Genomic DNA, 18915 nt, shown 5'->3' with positions numbered 1-18915 from the left:
AGAGATCGGCTGCACGGGCTTTTTGAGTTGGCTTTTATAAAACTGGCACAATTGGTGCATTCTAACCAATACATAGACAAGATATGTTAAGGAGATACCTCATGATCGAAAAGGGACGTTTGACTGTTAGACAGCTCGCTTCACTCATGTTCCTGTGTACAATTGGGGAGCAGATTCTGGTCTTCCCTTCCATGATCACATCCTACGCTCATCAGGATGTCTGGTTATCAGCCTTATTGGGAGTCGCAGGGGGCCTTGGCATACTCTTCATTATGCTTGTTGCCTACAAACTGCATCCCCGGTTAAATCTGATTCAAAATGCCCTTCGAACACTGGGACCCTGGATCGGGACCTTGTTTGGCTCTTTTTATCTCTTTTATTTCCTGATCAGTACCTCAACGTTCATTAGGGAGATTGGCGATTTTATGTCTACCCAGATCTTGCCGGAATCTCCATTACTGATTCTGCATTTGGTTTTTATGTGTGCGCTTGTCTGGGGACTTCTGTCGGGTCTGGAGAGCATTGGTAAAACTGCAGAGGTCTTTCTTCCTCTGATCGTGTTGTTCCTGCTTATTCTGACGGTGTGTCTAATCCCCCATGTACGTTTGGCCAACATCCAACCTGTGCTGGCACAAGGGTTTCTTGATCCATTCAAAGGTTTTGTTGCTGTACTCACATATCCCTACTGTGAACTATGCATCTTCATGATGCTCTTTCCATACACCAAAAATGAGCCCCATCTGGAGAAGGACATCCTGTTAGCAGGGATGATTGGCGGATTGCTACTCACACTGACGCTAAGTATGTGTCTGCTCGTTATGGGACCATGGATGACCCAGCATCACTGGTTCGCTTCATTCAACCTTTCACAGAAGATCAATATCGGAAACTTTGTGCAACGCATCGAAGCCTTCATAGCATCGGTCTGGATTATCGCTGTTTTCTTCAAAGCCACCCTGTTCTTCTACGGTTTTGTCCTGGGCGTCGCTCACCTGTTTCGCTTGTCCAGTCACCGTTCTCTGATCCTGCCGGGTGCCATGCTTATTCTCGCCATGTCTATTCTAATCTCTCCGAACGAGCACTTTTATCTCAAGGTCGTTATTCCCTATTGGATTGATTGGGATCTGACCTGTGGCATAGCACTTCCGTTACTGCTCATTTTGGTGCATCATATGAAGTCCCGCTTCCAAAAAATATAACAAAATTCCGAATGAACCTGCGCCGGCTCATTAGGGCGAGGAAGGAGTTACCCCATGTTCAAACCGCTGATTCCGTTCGAACCCATCTCCAGAGATACTTTGCCCACAGGGCCGCAATGGATTGCCCAGGTCAAGTGGGATGGAGTCCGTATGCTTGCCTATGAGGACGGGCAGGAGCTGCGCCTGGTGAATCGCAGATTACATGATCGAACCGCACAGTATCCCGAGCTGGTAACACCACGCAATCTATGTTCAGGCTCCTCTTATATTTTGGATGGAGAAGTTATTGCGTTGGACCCAGACACCGGAAAACCTTCGTTTTATCACGTTCTTCGACGGGATCGGATGAGCAGACCCGAAGGTATTGCCCAAGCCATACATCAGATTCCGGTCACATATATGGTATTTGATATCCTGTTTTATGAGGGGAAATGGGTGACGGATCAGCCTTTGGCAGATCGACAGCGCCTGTTGCACGAGGTCCTTAACACCGCTCCCCATGTTCAGGAGGTCACCAATACGCTTGACGCCGCTTCCCTGCTTACGGTCATGAGGCAACATCAGATGGAAGGCATTGTCTGCAAGGATCTCACCAGCAGTTATGGCATACAGGGCAAGGATCAGCGCTGGCAGAAGGTCAAAATCATGCATGATGTATATGCCATGATCGGGGGAGTCACGTACCGGAGCGGTATTGTGAATGCCGTCGCGGTCGGTGTATATGATGGGCCAAACTTTGTCTATATTGGTCATGTCGGGACTGGCAAGCTGAACTCCAATACTTGGCGGGAACTCACACATCAAGTCGAGCCTCTGATCAGGCAGGACAGACCGTTCCATAATGTACCCGAGCGCAGTGCAGAGACCACCTGGGTGGAACCACGAATAGGAGTCAAAGTGCAATATATGGAGCTGACTCATCACCAAACTCTACGCCATCCCAGTATTCAGACCTTCGCGGATGTAACTCGTGAGGATTGTCTGGCGAATCAGCTTCTTCAATGAATGAGTTCGTATATAGATTACGTATAGGAGGTGTTCCAAATGGCCCCCAAGATCCAGGGAACCATCATAATAGAAGGCACAGAACTGACGGTCACAAACCCGGACAAGCTGTTATGGCCGGATGCGGGTGTTACCAAAGCCATCTATCTGCAAAAGCTGGCCGCTCTGGCTCCTTATCTGCTCAAGTATACGAGCAATCGACTTCTCACCACGATAAGGTATCCCCACGGCGCTGGAGGAACATTTTTCTATCAAAAGAATGCCCCTGAGCCTGTACCAGATTATGTGCGCACTGAAGTTCACGACGGCATCCGCTATGTGGTCATGAATGGACTTCCCGAATTGTTATGGCTTGGCAATCTGGCCGCACTTGAATTCCATCCTTCTTTGCATGCTGTGGGAAACCATCTGCCCTGTGAATGGATGATTGATCTGGACCCCACTCAGGAACATGAACCCCGGATCATGCAAGCTGCACTCATCGTTGGCGAAACCCTGACTTCCCTTGGTCTGAGGTCCATTCCCAAAACTTCGGGCGCAACAGGAGTTCAGATCATCGTTCCCATCGTGCAAGGGGTAACCTTTGATGAATTGAGAGAGGTTGGTTATTTTGTAGGCAAATATGTCACTCAAAAGCACCCGGATCTGTTCACACTGGAACGACTCAAAAAGGACCGTGGAGACCGCATTTATTTTGACTATCTCCAGCATTATGGAGGCAAGACCCTTGCCGCTCCCTATACACCACGTGCCAAATCTGGCGCCACTGTCTCTACACCCCTTACCTGGGATGAGGTTCGAAGCAACGTCTCCATCCAGGATTATCATCTGATGAACATTATTGAACGCTTGAACCAAACCGGTGATTTAATCGCAGCTGTTGAACCCCAACCCGTTGAACACATTCTCAAACATTTGAAGAAAAAATAGCCGACTCCCTCATCACAAGGGTGTCGGCTATTTTTATTCATGTATATATCAATCGCTAATGGATACCTTTTTTCTTGAAACGTCCGCCCTTCACGTCATGAATGTTACCGATAGCCACAAAGGCTTGCGGGTCCCAATCTTCAACGATGGTCTTCAGCTTCGCTTCTTCCAAACGGGTGATCACGACAAAAATGATCTTTTTCTCGTCCCCGCTGAATCCGCCCTCTCCATCTAGGAAAGTTACACCACGACCAAGACGGTCTGTCAGGGCTGAACCAATATCACGATATTTCTCACTAATGATCCATACCGATTTGGACTGGTCAAGTCCTTCATTCACAATATCAATCATCTTCATCGCAATATAATATGCAATCATGGAATACAGGGCATTCGGCCAACCGAATACAAATCCTGCACCGGCGAAAATAAACACGTTAATGAACAATACGATCTGTCCTACAGACAACGGTGACTTCTCACTAAGCAAGATGGCCACAATCTCCGTACCATCCAGTGAACCGCCAGACCGAATGACAAGTCCAACACCCACACCCAGGATCAATCCGCCAAATACAGCTCCGAGCAAAGGCTCCCCTGGTGTTAATGCAGGAACATGGTGCAATAACGAAGTCCCGATGGACATGACCACGATCCCCAGCAGCGTGGATAACGCAAATGTTTTACCAATCTGCTTGTAACCCAGAATCAGGAAAGGCAAGTTGAGCAAGGTCAGGAATACGCCGAGTGGCAGATGTGTAAGTTCTGACACCATAATTGAAATCCCCGTAATCCCACCATCAATAACACCATTCGGTACGAGAAACACTTCAAGCGATACAGCCATTAGTGCAGCACCGATCAGAATCATCACAATACGTTGCAGCAGCTTTAATGTAAACACCGAGCTTTTGACCCCGCGGTCAGCTTGCTTGGCTGTTAGTTCTTTCACCGTTACATTGGACATGGTATCCCCCCCGTTAAATCAGTGTGTGAATCCATTTTATAAATCATTTAAATACTCAGGGTGAATCTACATATGGAGAACAGCAAACTGCGTTCTATATGTACCCTGGCTATACAGCGCAAGCATCTAAAGGCGATATAAAATGGATTCAAAATATTATTCATCCCGGTTTGCACTTCAAAAGAGAGCAAAAGGGAGCCTGTTTTCCCGCAGACTCCCCTCCTTCGCCAAGACATGATTTATATATCTATTATATCATAAAAGATCAAATTTGCGCAAAATACTCAGCAAAAAGAAGATAAATTCACAAAAAGTGAACTTATCTTCAGAAATCTGCCCTAAATCGGCTAAAGAAGCGGAGAAAGCATCCGAGAAAGCATTTCTGCGCCTTTTTGCCGTCGTGAACGCTTCTGAAATACCTCCCCATCGATCTGACTGCATTCCCCGAGATCACGTTCAAAGTCAGTGATCAAACGCTGAATCGGAGAGGACTCGAACAGGACAGCCGTCAACTCAAAATTGCAAAAAAAACTGCGCATATCCATATTGGCCGTGCCTACCGTTGCAAGCAACTCATCCACAATCATCACTTTGGCATGTACAAAACCTTTGCGATATTGGAAGAACTCAACACCTGCTCGCAGAAGTTCCTCTACATAAGAAAGAGATGCCAAATGAACAAGCTTTGAATCGGATTGATACGGAATGATAATTTTCACATCCACGCCACTGACAGCAGCTGTTTTGAGTGCCTCATAAAGGGCAGGATCAGGAATAAAATAAGGTGTGGTAATGTAAATCCGGTCACAGGCCACCGAAATCGCTCCAAAACACATTTCCTGAATGGCATCCCAGTCCTGATCCGGCCCACTGGCCAGAATCTGAATTCGTTCTTCCCCGCTACAGATATGAGGTGGAAACAATTCCACAAGCTGGGGTTCGGTAATTCGCTCACCGGAAGCTAATTTCCAGTCGTTCAGGAACGTACTTTGCAGGAAGTACACGGCATCTCCCTCGATCTGCACATGTGTATCCCGCCAGAAACCCACCTCTGGATATTGTCCAAGATAATCATCGCCTACATTAATGCCACCCACGAAACCTACCTGTCCATCCACAACAACAATTTTACGGTGATTCCGGTAGTTGACTCTTCGGTCAATCGTTGCAATCAGTGGCGGTAGAAAATAATGAAACTCCACACCTGCATCCTGCAGTTTGCGGATAAAACTCCAGCTCATCTTGTGACTGCCGAGACCGTCACATATAAACCGAACCTTCACGCCCTCCTGTGCCTTGCGAATCATGACATCCTGAAACTTCGTACTGATCACATCATCACGGAAAATGTAAAATTCCACATGCAGATGGTGCTTTGCTTTTTCCATTTCTCTCAGCATTGCCGCAAATGCCTCTTCACCATTTGTGAGCACCTTACTGTGGTTACAACCTGTAATCGGGCTCTCCGACAGATGGGATAACAGGTTAAACAATCGATGCTGGTGGCTGAAACGATCGCCAGGCATCTGTTCGACATCTCCAATGATGTGGGCTTGTTCCCAAATCGTTTCCTTCATTTCACGGAAGATCCGCGATCCACCCTTTCGGAGTTTTTTTCGTTTGTTATAATCCTGCGCCACGAAGTAGTACACTACAAAACCGATCAAAGGCACGCAGAACAAAATAAACAGCCAAGCCACAGCTTTAGCCGGATTACGAAATTCCAGCAAAAGAATTGTGGCTGCCTGGAAAATAAATACGAGTAATATAATGACCAGCCAGAACATTCGGCTTCCTCCTCAAGTGGCAAGCTTCATGACCTTGCCCTTCTCTCACCTACACAGCTTTGACGATTATGTATACGGCTAATCATAGATACCCAATGTACCCCCTATTCGTAACGTTTGTTTAGATAAAACTTTACATAAGCCGACGGAATACTTGATTCTGGAAATTCAAATTTCTACTTCGTTCATTGTATATTCTGACTGTGTTACCTTCTACATATCAGTTTAATGAATGAGCAGATTCGCATTGTGACGCCAATCTGCTCATTCCACCTTCCAGACTCTTCCTCATTTCTTTGTCTGGAGGTGGTCTTCTTACGTAAAATTAGATATAATAATCGTTAAAAACTTATTACCTAAAGGAGAAGAGCAGTGAATGGAAAGTGAGAGGTATGCGTTAAATTTAGTAATGGTTGCTTTTTTGATAGGACTTTCGGCGTTTTTTGTTGCAGTGGAATTCGCTCTGGTGCGGGTTCGACCGAGCCGGATCGACCAAATGATTGCAGAAGGAAATAAGCGTGCGCTGGCTGTTAAACAAGCCGTTGCCAATCTGGACGGATATTTGTCTGCCTGCCAGCTTGGAATCACGATCACATCTCTGGGACTGGGCTGGCTGGGTGAACCGACGGTAGAGAAGATTCTCCACCCTGTGTTTGAAAGCTTGCAAATTCCTGAGGCGGTTTCTTCATTCTTATCGTTTGTTATCGCGTTTGCTTCCATCACGTATCTGCATGTTGTGGTTGGTGAACTCGCTCCAAAAACGATTGCAATCCGGAAAGCCGAAACTGTTGCACTGCTGACGTCTACACCTATCATCTGGTTTAACCGAATTATGTATCCTTTTATCTGGCTGTTAAACGGCTCAGCGAACCAACTGGTGAAACTGTTCGGAATCAAACCGGCTTCTGAACATGAAGATGCACACTCCGAAGAAGAGTTGCAGATCATCATTAATGAAAGTTTTGAAAGTGGTAAAATCAACCAAGCCGAATTCGGTTATGTAAGCCGGATCTTTGCTTTTGATGAGATGTTAGCCAAAGAAATCATGGTACCCCGGACCGATATGGTCTGCCTTTATGTGAATAGAACAAACGAGGAAAACCTGGAGATCATTCGTGAAGAACAATATACACGTTTTCCAGTAGTGAATGAGAGTAAAGACGATATCATCGGTATCATTAATACGAAACAATTCTTCCTGGAACTTTACGGAAACGATGAACCTGTTGATCTATCCTCCCTGATTCAGCCTGTATCGGCTGTTCACGAAACAACTCCTGTGAAGGACTTGCTCAAGAAAATGCAGAAGGATGGCGTACATATCGCCGTACTTGTCGACGAATATGGAGGAACTTCCGGAATTGTAACCATCGAGGATGTACTTGAGCAGATTGTTGGTGAGATTCGCGACGAGTTCGACGCAGACGAAGTGGAAGATATTCAAGTCATCAATGAGAACTATGTCATTATGGATGGCAAGGTTTCCTTATCGAAGGTGAACGACATGTTTATGTCCAGCCTGGATGCAGATGAGTGGGACACCATTGGTGGATGGCTCTACAGCCACCGTCCCGAGATGAACGAACAGGAAGAATATGAGTTCGAAAATCTAATCTTTGTTTTGCTGGAAAAAGACAAAAATCGGTTCTACAAAGTGGCCGTTGTTCCCAAGGAACCACTGACCATGTCTGATTACACAGATGAAGACGAGAAAGAGTCCAATTGGTCTAAATAAAGCAAATTTATAAATAAGAAGAGGAGCTCTTGCCTATTTGGGTAAGTGCTCCTCTTCTTATTATATCTCGCCCTATCCGTCAATTCTCCAAGTTATCATTCAAACCAAGAATGGAACTCCCGTTTTTAGTTTGATTTTAATACCCACTTCGCAATATCATCGATAATGGCTTTGGAGACATTAGATGGCTCAGCGTACTCTTGACCGATTGAAAGTCCATTATAGTTGGACAAAAGATGATTTACCTTTGGATAGCTATTGTACGTTACATTGGAATGACCTTGAAGAGCCGATTTCCAGGTTTGGAATTGATTCATAGACACTTGCACATCGTTTTCGCCCTGTATAACAAGCATAGGTGTATTTTGTGTTTTAGCCAGTTCCGCAGGCACATAATCTCTTTGCTCAAACCACCAATAAGCAGGTTGAAGCGGAAACGCCTCAGGAAGATGATCTACAGAATATTGTGGATCTTTAACCATCGCAGCTACATTTTTATAAAAATCAGCTTGCCCTTGGATGACATCCGTGTCTAAACCAAGCTGCTTCATCCGCTCTATCAATTCGTCCTGCTGCTCGGTAAGCACATCCACAAAGCTACTACTTGGTGCAGCAAGTAGAATACTTCCTGCAATATCATGCTGCTTATCCTCAGCAATGATTAACGGCATTGCAAACCCGCCTTGACTATGTCCAGCTACAAAAATCGCTGTAGAATCAATATGTGCATTCTTTTTAAGCAATTCCACTGCATCGTTTACCTGATCTACGCTCTCTTGTTTTAATGTGAATTTAGGCTGAGAAGCGACCTTATAGGTATGCTCATAAGTGACCTTATCGTATCTTAATACAGCAACTCCTTGTGAAGCTAAACCTACCGCAAGATCGCGAAATGGCTTTGCACCACCAATGGCAGCATCTTGATTGCTAGGCCCAGATCCGTGTACCAGAATAACAACTGGGAAAGGTCCCTCTCCCTTTGGCAAAGTTAATGTCCCTGGTAAAGCTAAATCACCCTGACCAACCGTAATCTCTTGTTCTGTATAGGCAGATGGGTCGTCGTAGCTTGGTTTTTGATACACATCTGGAGTAGTGGCGGCAATATGCAAATCATCCACAAGTCCGTTATGATTCATTCTGACCGTAATATTTAAACGAGTCAGCTCTGTTTTGAACGTATAGGTAACATTGCGATGCACTGTATTATCTTCTACATGCTTAGCTATGGCTTCACTTGTAATTTTGCCATTTTGCCCTTCTAAAGCTCCCCACAGCTGACTCAACAACGTGGGTGACAACACTCCACTCACAGAGGTATGAACATACTTGGCAGCCTCCTTGCCATCGCCCTCACTAATAAGGGAAATGAATATATCCTCAGGTGCTGCCTTCAGCGTCTCGGAAAGAAATGCCCCATCCATAAAAGTAACTCCTTTCGTTAACTGAACAGGATTGTTTAAGGATATGGCTTGCCCATTCACCATCGCCTGTTTCTCTCCTACCTTAACTACAATTGTAAGCTCACTTTTTCGTATTGTGATTTCTCCTGTCTTTTGTTGCCAAGATACCTCTGCCCCATTCTGTTCTGCAATCTCACGAATAGGAACAAGATTTTCACTACCAGCGGATTTTTCAGCAGCTTCTGAGATGGATGTCACCGGAAGAATGAGACCTACGAAAGTAAGAGAAAGTAATAGCTTTTTCCAATTGTTCATTGTAATAACTCCTCCTAATAATTAATTTCATCTATTATATGCATAGAATTATGAGCATTTATTGGCTCAGAACTCTGCTTAAAACAACAATAGCAATAATGAATAACACTAGGACCCAAGATAGTGGACGAGCGAAGTTAATCGTCCAACCTATTCCATAACGTTTTTCTACGGTAAAAGAAGGGTCTTTGGGATTGAAGTAAATAAAACCAAGTTTCCAATATTCATCGTCATTCACAGGCTGCTCCTTGGACCGTTCGCGATCTTCCTGGTGGTTCCTAATTTTTCCACCGCCTTGTCTGCCTGTAAGAGACAGCAATATAGCGCCTAATAAGATCGCCACTGAGGTGATCAGACTAATCGCTGTTAACAAGACCTGATTAGGAACGAACATATTTATCTGAATGAAGGCAAATAAGATGGTAAGAAGCAAGCCTGTTATGATCGTAAATAGGGACCACTTACGGCGGAATCGGATATGATCAGCAGCAAATTGGGCAGGATTAGATGGAGTAAGCTGTTGTTTGCTTGTTTTAATACTCCAGTTCACCAACATCATCAGTGCAATGATTCCTAGCTGTACAAGGTTAATAGCCAATACTGAAAGGTAGGTTTTGGGCACACTGGAAGTGACATTGCCCTGAAGATCATATTTCATCGGAATGACGTTAGGTAGTGCGTTATAATTCAAGATTGTAATGATCGCAATGGCTACAATAATAGCTATGTGAACGAGAAACCAATAGTTGGAATAGGTGAGTTTATTTTGGCGGAAGGTGGTATCGATTTTAACCCTTTGAGGTACTTCTACAGTTGTAAGTGTTTCTTTTATCTTTTTCATCTTGAAATGAAATAATATGTGTAGTGCGGCCCAGTACACAATGAATATCATTGTGCAAACACCGGTGATCATTGTGGTAGACTCTTCATTGGCAGATCGGAGTATATACAGACAGGTAAGAATAATCAACCCGTTTCCGATCAGACTTACTGTAGCAAACGTTCTCCGGAGCTTACGTAAGACTGGTGTGTAATAATTATATTGACTTACCGTAACCCCAAAGCTGATTGTTTCCCTTGTCACATAAGGTGCAAAGGATAGCAGTAAGGCTAATGGAGCAAAGATTAAAATGATAGGCAATATACTAAATAGTTGCATACATAACACACTCCCTTGATTCTTTATTCTTTGTTGTGACCCATCTTCACATCATCATACATTTGGTCTAACACTGCAGATAGTTCCACTTTGGTCATTCCGCGACATATCGCTTCCGCAATAATCGGTCTTAATTCTCTTTGCTGCTTTTTCAAAAAATCATCTGTTAAATCTGGCATTCCATCAGGGTTTACCACAACTCCCTTTTGTCTATGAACCAGAATGTATCCATCTTGCTTGAGTAGTGTGTAAGCCTTGTTGACGGTGTGAAGGTTAACACCGATATCTGCGGCCAAATTCCGAACCGAAGGTAACGCCTCACCTAGCTGTAACTCACCACTAGCAATGCCTTCAATAATTTGATAAACAAGTTGCGAATAGATGGGAAGTTCGGATTGCATATCCAGTTGAATAATCAAGGGTTCACCTTCTTTTTTGTTATCTGTTATATATCAAGTATAACAGATATAACATGAGTGAGCAATATGGATGAAAAAAAGCCGCATACCAATGGCGAGGGTAAACTTACCTGACCCTTCACCATTGATATGCGGCTTATCCTGTTGAGCTTATCGATGTGATTCAATAACAAACATTAGTAGTGGCACATGACAGCGTTGTATTTCAAATTCCATTTAAGTTTCAGTCTTATCTTCGACAATCCGATAATGGATTTTGCGAACTATAATTTTCAGAATCATATATAGGGGAATCACGATGATCATACCCAAGATATTTCCCAGGTCAGCACCCACGAGCAACAGGATAACGGTAGTCAGTGGATGAATATCAAGCTGCTTGCCATAGACATAAGGTGAGATCAGGTTATCCTGAATTTGCTGTGCGATTACAATGATGACCAGGGACCAGATCGCCATCGAAGGTGATTCAATAAACGCAACAATGACAACCGGAATAGCTGCCAGCAAAGCCCCCACATAAGGGATGAAGTTCAGAATGATGGATACAACGGTCAGCAGCAAAGCATAAGGCAAACCTAAGATGAGAAAACCGATGTACATCAGAATCCCCAAGGCCACATTAACAATAACCCGGCCAACAATATAGTTACTTAGTGCTTCATCGATCTCATGGACGGTTTCTTCCCCATCCTTCCGATAATGTCTTGGCAACAATAAGGTTAGATTCGTTCCAAACTTGCTGCCTTCCTTGAGCATGTAATACAACATGATCGGGAACGTTGCCAGAATAATAACCAGATTGGATACCACGGAGAATAACCCGGATACATAATCGGTTACCTGAGTGATCCCTTGACTCAGAACATCGGATAAACGTGAGAATAGATTGGAATCATCAGGCAGGTATCTGGATACAAAATTGCTCTTTTCAATTGCATTCAACTGATCGCTGAGTGAAGTAACCAACGCTGGAGCATTCTCCACGAAATTCATCAATTGTTCACGCAGGGAAGGCCATACAAGCACACTAAAACCTGCAAGTATTAATGCAATTACGACATAAATAATCAGAACTGACAATGCACGTTTAATCTTATGCCTTTCCATATAATCGACGAGCGGGCGCAGCAGATAATAGAAGAAACCAGCAATCAGCAGCGGAATGATGATGATGTGAATCAGTGAGGTCAGGGGACTGAAAATAAAGTTCACTTTTTCCCCCAGATACACGATGAGCAGCAACAGAATTATCGCTGTGCATATGCGGTAGAACTTGTTATTTATCAAGAAACGTGATCCCTCCATGCGCTGCTCTGCCAAAGTGACTGCGGCGTTCATATGTATATCTAGTCATTTACTTATGATACTAAGTACCCTTAAATGACAGTCATGCCACAGGCGATGCTGAATATACACTTTTTTTCTTTCCAAAACAATATTGGACGCAAAAAAAAGAAGCAGGCGTTAGCCTGCCACATCTCTTTTGCTGAATACAACCCAGGAAATCACCATGAAAATAACGTAATACACCGCCAGAACTGCAATGGAGAAACCCAGTGTCATTCCTGCACTTGGACCACCCATTAGCGCAAAATCCGCCCCTGAGGTCATGTATTTGCTAAGATCCATGTTGTTGAATAGGACATACTTGGCCCACTCATAACGGACCGGATTGAATATGAGTGAGAAGATACTTTGTGAGAACATAATGAACAGGGATAATCCAATCGCAAGTGCACCTGAACGAAATACGGACGACACCATAAAGGCAATCGCAAGCGTAATAAACAGATCAACGTACAAATATCCCCATAACGTCAGAGCATTCGTAGCTGGACTACTGCTTCCTCCCGGAGCATCATGCGAGAAAAGGATATACGACGTTAGCATGGCCATCACAATGACCAGTAATGTACTGACAATACTGAAGCCAACGACGGTCAGATATTTGGAAGCAAGAACTTTGCTTCGTGACCATGGGCGGATCAGCAATAGCTTAATGGTTCCCCAGGTAAATTCCCCCGCGACCGATTCCGCTGCAATCACGACACAGAAGATCGTGTTCAGGAAAAACGTAATCTGGATGGTCGTTACAGCTGCTTCCCAGTACAAAACTTCATTGGATCCCATGCCTTCTCGCAGTAACACTGGCATTAATAGCGAGATCAGCGCAAGAATCGATAACATGATCCAGGTACGGGGACGACGAAAAATTTTCATATTCTCATTCAATATCAGATTACCGAAACTACCCAATGCCTCCACCCCCAGTGACCTGCAAGAATTGTTCTTCCAGGGTGTGAGTCACGTTACGAATACCGTATACCTGAACCCCTTCGCTAACCAGCTTGGCATTGATATCCGGAATCTGCTCACGAGACACCCGTACCACCAGGACATTGCCCTGTACGATAGCACCCTGAATCAGATCCGCAGCGCGATCAGCATCATTCAACTCAAAAGCAACTTCGATTAATGCATCCGAACCTGCTTCAGCCCGAAGGTTTCTTACATCAATCAGCTTGCCGTTCTGGATGATGGCTACGGTATCACACATCAGCTCCATCTCCGACAATAAATGACTGGATACAAAGACCGTAATGCCTTCCTCTTGGGTGAGCTGACGCAAATAATCTCTCAGTTCCCGTATACCCTGTGGGTCCAAACCATTGGTCGGCTCATCCAGTACAAGCAGCTTCGGTTTATGTAATATCGCTTGCGCGACCCCCAGACGCTGGCGCATGCCCAGTGAATAGGTTTTGACCTTATCGTGAATACGGGCTGTGAGCCCCACACGCTCAATTGTTTCCGCAATACGTTCCTTCGTAACTCCCGGCGACATGCGGGCAAAGTGAACGAGATTCTGGTACCCGGTCAGAAACTTGTACATTTCCGGATTTTCCACAATAGCGCCTACCTGGGCTACCGCCTTCTCAAATTCATTCTTCACACTGTGTCCCGAGATGAAAATGTCACCTTTACTGATGGACATCAGTCCAACCATCATTCGAATCGTCGTTGTTTTTCCCGCGCCATTAGGTCCTAAAAAACCAAAAACCTGCCCCGGAGAAATATCCAGAGTCAGGTCGCTGACCAATGATCGGGAGGATATGATCTTGCTGACGCCCTGAATCCGGACGACCGGCTCCTGCTGCATTCAATCCCCTCCTTCATGGACGAGCATATCATTCATGCCCGTTTCTCATATGCACATAGTGTATCATAATCTTTAGTATATTGTCCCGCAAACTGGGATTTCCCCTGACGTTTCGCTTCAACTACACACGCTTCACAGCATCCAAGCGGCATTTCACTCCGGTAGAATCCGGTGCGAAATACGTGATTGCCTCCATTGCCCTCTTCCTTCATTTCGACAGAGCTTCTAGTGACCGACACAATCATCCCACAACTGACACAGTAAAAGCGGCCCGTTTCGATCAATGATATTCCTTCCCCTCACAAGGAGCTTAGAAGTCCTTGTTATTTGTCGTTAGACGCTGAAAATTGATACATTTTGTATCTACCTCGTAATTTACTTGACACCGGGACTAATGTCAAGGCTTTACCGCCATAAAAACAAGAAAAACGCAAAAAAAGCTCCATAAATGCGACAAAAGTCTCGCATTTATGGAGTCTCATGTTAGGTAAATGATACAATTCGGTTCAATGTATGGGTTAATATCATTTCCTGATCAGTCACTATTGTCGACCTGCGAGGCATCCTCATTTTTCTGATTTGGATAATACCAGAGTAGGGTCCACTCATCGCCATCCTCTACCAGATAACAGGTCTGCACAATATCGAATTGGCCAAAGGTACCTGAGTACTTCTGGGTGACCCGGATTCTGTAGGCTTCAGAAAATGGCTTAACGCCATCGATCACGGTTACATCGAACTCGCGCTCCGGCTTATCCATCTCCAGCTCAAAGGTTTCCACGCCAAAATGCTGCATAAATATATGTGCTCTGTTCTGTACGTAAGCACTCTTGGGAAACCGCTCTTTCATCAGAGGATGAAAGAGTTCCCATGAACTGCCGAAGTCACCCGTCTGCTCATATTTGTAAAACTCTTCGGCAACAGCAGCAGCTTCATCCGTTGTATCTGCCTGAAACAAATACGGAATGGTTCTGGCAATCAACCACAGCAATAATACAATGATCGTGATGAACCCGATCTTTTTGAGCAAAGCATTGCGGTTCCTTCTTCGCAGCATGTCCAATCCTCCTTGTCCTACTCCATACTTATGATGGATGGCAGACAAGTAGAAGTTGAACGATACATCTAATTTCCTGGGAAATCACTCGCTGCGAATGGAAGTACGCTTTCCCTTTCTGATCCTTCGGATCATGGACTGAAGCCCTGCATATATGGCAATCCCACAGCAGCCGCCAAGCAAGTCTACTCCAACATCACGTATCGAGCTTGTCCGGTCCGGGCTGAACTGCTGAATATACTCATCAATGGAGGCTATGACAAACACCACAGCCAGAGCAGAAACGATACTGGTCACAAGGGATGTTCTTCTGTACCGCAGCCCGCCGTACACAAGCACAGCGAGCACAGCGTATACAAATAAGTGCGCACTCTTGCGAAAGACGAACTCTGCAAAATCATACGGCCGCTGCTTCAGCGAATACTCATACTCCCCATAAGTGAATTGCACATCAGGAAGTGTAAAACCGATGTGCAATTTTTGAGACCATTTATGAAGCCAAGGCTGAATGTCTTGCTGTTGAGAGGATTGCGTGGACATGGACCAGATGACCAGAATCCAGATCACAATCAACAGCAGAGCAATGAGAAATCCATACGTTCTTCGTACATGCTTTTGTCTCGTACGCCCGGAGCCCTCCTCCATCATTTTGATCTTCACCACTTTCATATCTCTATCGTTATTCTATTGATCCAACATACATGCCTCTGCCATTTGTACCTACATATACCTGACCATAGATTTGACGGTCTGCCGCCATAATCTGCGGTTCATTGCCCAGCCCGATTCCATCACCTAAAGGACCTATATTGTTCCAGGTTGCCCCCATATCATCTGAACGGAAGAATCCTTTCACATTATTTACGGTGCCATATACATAGGCGGCTGGAACCAATTTGCCTGGCTGAGCCTTTCCAAAGGCAAATAATTTGGAATTCTGTACGCTCTGGATCTTGGAAAATGTATTTCCCGAGTTGGTCGATGCATATAGTCCATCAGTTCCCAAGCTTACCCATACGGCATTCGCCACACCAGGTGCAGCCTCGACTTTAATGGAGCTTGTATTGATATCCGTATTAACAGGAAGGCGAACCGCATTGGCTTTGGACCAGTTGGCACCTGCATCCGTTGAGCGATACAGATAACCAGCAGCATACATATAAAATTTATATCCATTGATGCGATCGGCAGCCAGTGGATGATTATAGGCAAAGACCATATTCCCCCCGATAGCCTGAAAAGGGGCACCGTTCATATTTTGCCAGGTTGCGCCACGATTCGTGCTTCTGACCGGATTACCGGTCTGGGGGTAATAAACAATTACATTCGGATTAATGGCCGAGTAGGCGACCCTCCCCAGTTTGGAGCCAGCCGGAACATTCATTGGAGTTACGGTAACTCCATTATTGGAAGAGACAAATAAACGTGTGGTCGTACCATACCAGTCGCTGCTTCCCAGAAATATCATGTAATTCGGATTTGCTTCGTGATAGTCAATACTTACAATTTCTCGCATACCCGCGAGCGGGATTTTATTAAGAGGAACATCGGTTACATTTTCATGTCTAAATCCGACCTGATCCGTTAAACCACTGAAGAATGAAACACCCTGAGGTGGTGTGGATGCCGTGAGTGCGACGACTTCTTCATGACCATCGGTAATGGCTTCCCAAGTACTCTCTGTATTGCCAGTCAATCCATTGGTACCATTGATATTTTCCGTTTTGTACACGCCAAACCAGTCTGTAGCATATACGGTACCCGGATTATGCGGATCAAACTTGATACTGGATGTCGCTGAGAAAAACATGTTGGGTGTCCACCATGACGGTTTGGATACCAGCGTTTTGCTCACTGTTGTCCAACTCTGTCCGCCATTAACGGAACGATACAGTGGCAGATTATCCCCGCCTGTTCGAACGGCTGCCAGGATGTGATTATCATTATTGGGATCAATCGTGATTCCATAATAAGATGAGTAACTGGGGCTGGGTGTTATATTCGTCCACTGCACACCATTGAACTTGTAAACGCCTTGATTATCCGTGGTCACATACAACGTCCCGTTCTTCGCCACAGTCATACGCGCAGGATATTCGGGGCTTCTCCCGGTAAGTTGCCAAGTGGTCTGACCATTGCTTCTTGGTGCTTTGCTATACACACCAATGCCGCGAACCCCCGCATACACAACTTGACCTTGCTTGGTCACGGGATTCAATCCATAAGCTACACTCCGAATTCCCTCACCGGACAGCCCGCTAGGTACATCCCATACCTTGCTCCAAGTGGCTGCACCATCACTGGAAGTGTACAATCCATCATATCGTGTACCCACGTGCAGGTAATTGGAATTCGTGGGATTAACCGCAATGCTCTCTCCCATGGCTCGATGGATATTTCCATTCGATTCATTCCGAAGATTAAGTCCGGTTCGAATCCAGGTCTCTCCCCGATCTGTGGATTTCAGAATATCACTCGGCCCCACGTTCCCATACTTCCCAGCAGCGATATACACGACATTGGGGTTTTGCTGATCCAGCGCAATTCCATCCACGCCGTACAGATTGCTGTCCTCATCTCCGAAATGATCAAGTAGTGGGATCCAATCTCCTGAAGCTGCATCCAACCGATAGACTCCTCCAACGTCAGTTCGAGCGTAAACCAGATCAGGCTCAGTCGGATGAATGACCACCCCCGTAACGTACCCCCCACCACCAATAGGTATATTATGCCATTGATAGTTTTGAGCTGATTGAACATAATTTGTACTTGCCGGTATCATGAGCATATACATTAGTAGCACAATCAGGGACAATTTCATTAGCCTGGAGATACGCATCTGGTTCACCGCCCTATCCGATCATTTTGAATGTTCTTCAATCATCTGATGTATCCTGTCTCGTTCCGACTGATCCACAATATAGTAATACACTCCGTCTATTTTTTTGCCCGTGCCTTTAATCTCAACGGATTCAATATGATCCAGTACCGAACGATATTTGGAGAACATCTGCTTCATCTCATCAAAGGTAACGTCGGTTCTAACGTGAGCACTGACTTCGTCCAGCAACGTCTCCAGTTGCAACACGTTAGATACCTGGACCGTATTCTTCAGCACTTGTTTGATGATCTCCCGCTGGCGATCATTCCGCCCGAGATCTCCCTTCGGATCATCATAACGCATCCGTGAAAATCCCAAAGCAGCTTCACCATCCAGATGAATATTGCCTTGCTCGAACCGGTAACCCTCATAGTCAAATGCAAACGGGTTATTCACATCCACTCCACCCACCATGTCGATGACCTGTGCAAAGCCCTCCATATTCACTTTCATGTAGTAATGTATGGGAACATCAAGCAATTGTTCCACCGTTTGCACAGACATGTTAACGCCCCCAAAAGCATAGGCATGGTTGATCTTATCCTCCGTGCCGTGACCAACAATATTCGTTCTGGTATCTCGGGGGATGTTAAACATAAGTGCGGATTGTTTCGCAGGATTAACACTTAATACAATTATGGTGTCGGAGCGCCCCCGATCATTGGAACGTTCATCCACACCCAGAATCAAAGCATTAAAAGGTTCTTCATTCTCCATGTCCACAGGGAAATCGCCCCCACCCCGCTGGTCGACAATAGATACCTGCTTGATGGGTTCCCGGGGTTCATACATTTGATCCGCCGCTGATTTAACATGCGAATACAGGTACACAGAATATCCAATCATGACAACTGCAACAAGGGAAATGGCACCTAATGTTATTTTGATCCCGCGTCTCATG

At 45.1% G+C, this 18915-nt stretch carries 17 protein-coding genes; 4 read left to right on the top strand and 13 right to left on the bottom strand.

Going from position 1 to position 18915, the window contains the following annotated elements; all coding sequences use genetic code 11:
• Nucleotides 1-101 precede the first annotated feature (101 nt).
• Genes MHB85_RS06580 through ligD form a run of 3 tightly spaced genes read left to right on the top strand, consistent with a single transcriptional unit; the run spans nt 102 to nt 3134 of the window.
• Entirely contained in the window at nt 102-1199 is a 1098-nt protein-coding gene (locus MHB85_RS06580; protein WP_341072662.1) for a GerAB/ArcD/ProY family transporter, read from the top strand.
• A gap of 54 nt (nt 1200-1253) precedes the next feature.
• On the top strand, nt 1254-2204 hold the full coding sequence (locus MHB85_RS06575; protein ID WP_341072660.1) for an ATP-dependent DNA ligase: 951 nt from the start codon (nt 1254-1256) through the stop codon (nt 2202-2204).
• Nucleotides 2205-2243: 39 nt separating this feature from the next.
• A complete protein-coding gene (gene ligD, locus MHB85_RS06570) occupies nt 2244-3134 on the top strand; it encodes a non-homologous end-joining DNA ligase (protein ID WP_341072659.1) in 891 nt (296 codons plus the stop codon).
• 55 nt (nt 3135-3189) lie between these two features.
• On the opposite strand, the gene MHB85_RS06565 is transcribed toward ligD, so the two are convergent.
• Together MHB85_RS06565 and cls are read right to left on the bottom strand one after the other, a co-directional pair.
• Nucleotides 3190-4101 (bottom strand): YitT family protein, encoded by a 912-nt coding sequence (locus MHB85_RS06565; protein WP_036668942.1) that lies wholly within the window; start codon nt 4099-4101, stop codon nt 3190-3192.
• Between the two features lie 347 nt (nt 4102-4448).
• Nucleotides 4449-5888, bottom strand: coding sequence for a cardiolipin synthase (gene cls, locus MHB85_RS06560; RefSeq protein ID WP_341072657.1), 1440 nt, complete (start codon nt 5886-5888; stop codon nt 4449-4451).
• 376 nt (nt 5889-6264) lie between these two features.
• Here cls and MHB85_RS06555 point away from each other — a divergent pair, with 376 nt between their 5' ends.
• Nucleotides 6265-7623, top strand: a complete 1359-nt coding sequence (locus tag MHB85_RS06555; protein WP_076209623.1) for a hemolysin family protein — start codon at nt 6265-6267, stop codon at nt 7621-7623.
• A 125-nt stretch (nt 7624-7748) separates the two neighbouring features.
• Here MHB85_RS06555 and MHB85_RS06550 read toward each other — a convergent pair whose 3' ends face one another.
• The 11 genes from MHB85_RS06550 to MHB85_RS06500 all read right to left on the bottom strand — a co-directional run bounded on the left by MHB85_RS06550 (nt 7749) and on the right by MHB85_RS06500 (nt 18914).
• Entirely contained in the window at nt 7749-9338 is a 1590-nt protein-coding gene (locus MHB85_RS06550) for an alpha/beta hydrolase family protein (RefSeq protein WP_341072654.1), read from the bottom strand.
• Nucleotides 9339-9396: 58 nt separating this feature from the next.
• Nucleotides 9397-10179, bottom strand: a complete 783-nt coding sequence (locus MHB85_RS06545) for a DUF1648 domain-containing protein (RefSeq protein WP_181155315.1) — start codon at nt 10177-10179, stop codon at nt 9397-9399.
• 341 nt (nt 10180-10520) lie between these two features.
• Complete coding sequence (locus MHB85_RS06540; protein ID WP_341072653.1) at nt 10521-10916, bottom strand: GntR family transcriptional regulator; 396 nt, start codon at nt 10914-10916, stop codon at nt 10521-10523.
• 216 nt (nt 10917-11132) lie between these two features.
• The gene (locus MHB85_RS06535) at nt 11133-12206 is read right to left on the bottom strand and encodes an AI-2E family transporter (protein WP_244660966.1); all 1074 of its coding nucleotides are present in this window, start codon (nt 12204-12206) and stop codon (nt 11133-11135) included.
• A 177-nt stretch (nt 12207-12383) separates the two neighbouring features.
• A complete protein-coding gene (locus MHB85_RS06530) occupies nt 12384-13175 on the bottom strand; it encodes an ABC transporter permease (RefSeq protein ID WP_091015416.1) in 792 nt (263 codons plus the stop codon).
• The gene (locus MHB85_RS06525) at nt 13168-14076 is read right to left on the bottom strand and encodes an ABC transporter ATP-binding protein (protein ID WP_192133078.1); all 909 of its coding nucleotides are present in this window, start codon (nt 14074-14076) and stop codon (nt 13168-13170) included. The genes MHB85_RS06530 and MHB85_RS06525 overlap by 8 nt, the downstream gene beginning before the upstream one ends.
• 32 nt (nt 14077-14108) lie before the next feature.
• Entirely contained in the window at nt 14109-14360 is a 252-nt protein-coding gene (locus tag MHB85_RS06520; protein ID WP_127551208.1) for a hypothetical protein, read from the bottom strand.
• A 251-nt stretch (nt 14361-14611) separates the two neighbouring features.
• Nucleotides 14612-15133, bottom strand: a complete 522-nt coding sequence (locus MHB85_RS06515) for a hypothetical protein (protein ID WP_091015421.1) — start codon at nt 15131-15133, stop codon at nt 14612-14614.
• A gap of 84 nt (nt 15134-15217) precedes the next feature.
• Complete coding sequence (locus MHB85_RS06510) at nt 15218-15802, bottom strand: VanZ family protein (RefSeq protein ID WP_091015422.1); 585 nt, start codon at nt 15800-15802, stop codon at nt 15218-15220.
• A gap of 10 nt (nt 15803-15812) precedes the next feature.
• A complete protein-coding gene (locus tag MHB85_RS06505) occupies nt 15813-17954 on the bottom strand; it encodes a WD40/YVTN/BNR-like repeat-containing protein (RefSeq protein WP_341072652.1) in 2142 nt (713 codons plus the stop codon).
• 39 nt (nt 17955-17993) lie between these two features.
• Nucleotides 17994-18914 carry an LCP family glycopolymer transferase gene (locus tag MHB85_RS06500; RefSeq protein ID WP_105597663.1) on the bottom strand — a complete coding sequence of 307 codons (921 nt, stop codon included), beginning with the start codon at nt 18912-18914 and terminating at the stop codon, nt 17994-17996.
• Between the last annotated feature and the right edge of the window lies 1 nt (nt 18915).

Origin of the sequence: Paenibacillus sp. FSL K6-4396, from assembly GCF_038002525.1 — a bacterium.
Taxonomy (GTDB): domain Bacteria; phylum Bacillota; class Bacilli; order Paenibacillales; family Paenibacillaceae; genus Paenibacillus; species Paenibacillus amylolyticus_B.
This window is presented reverse-complemented; position numbering and strand designations above follow the sequence as displayed.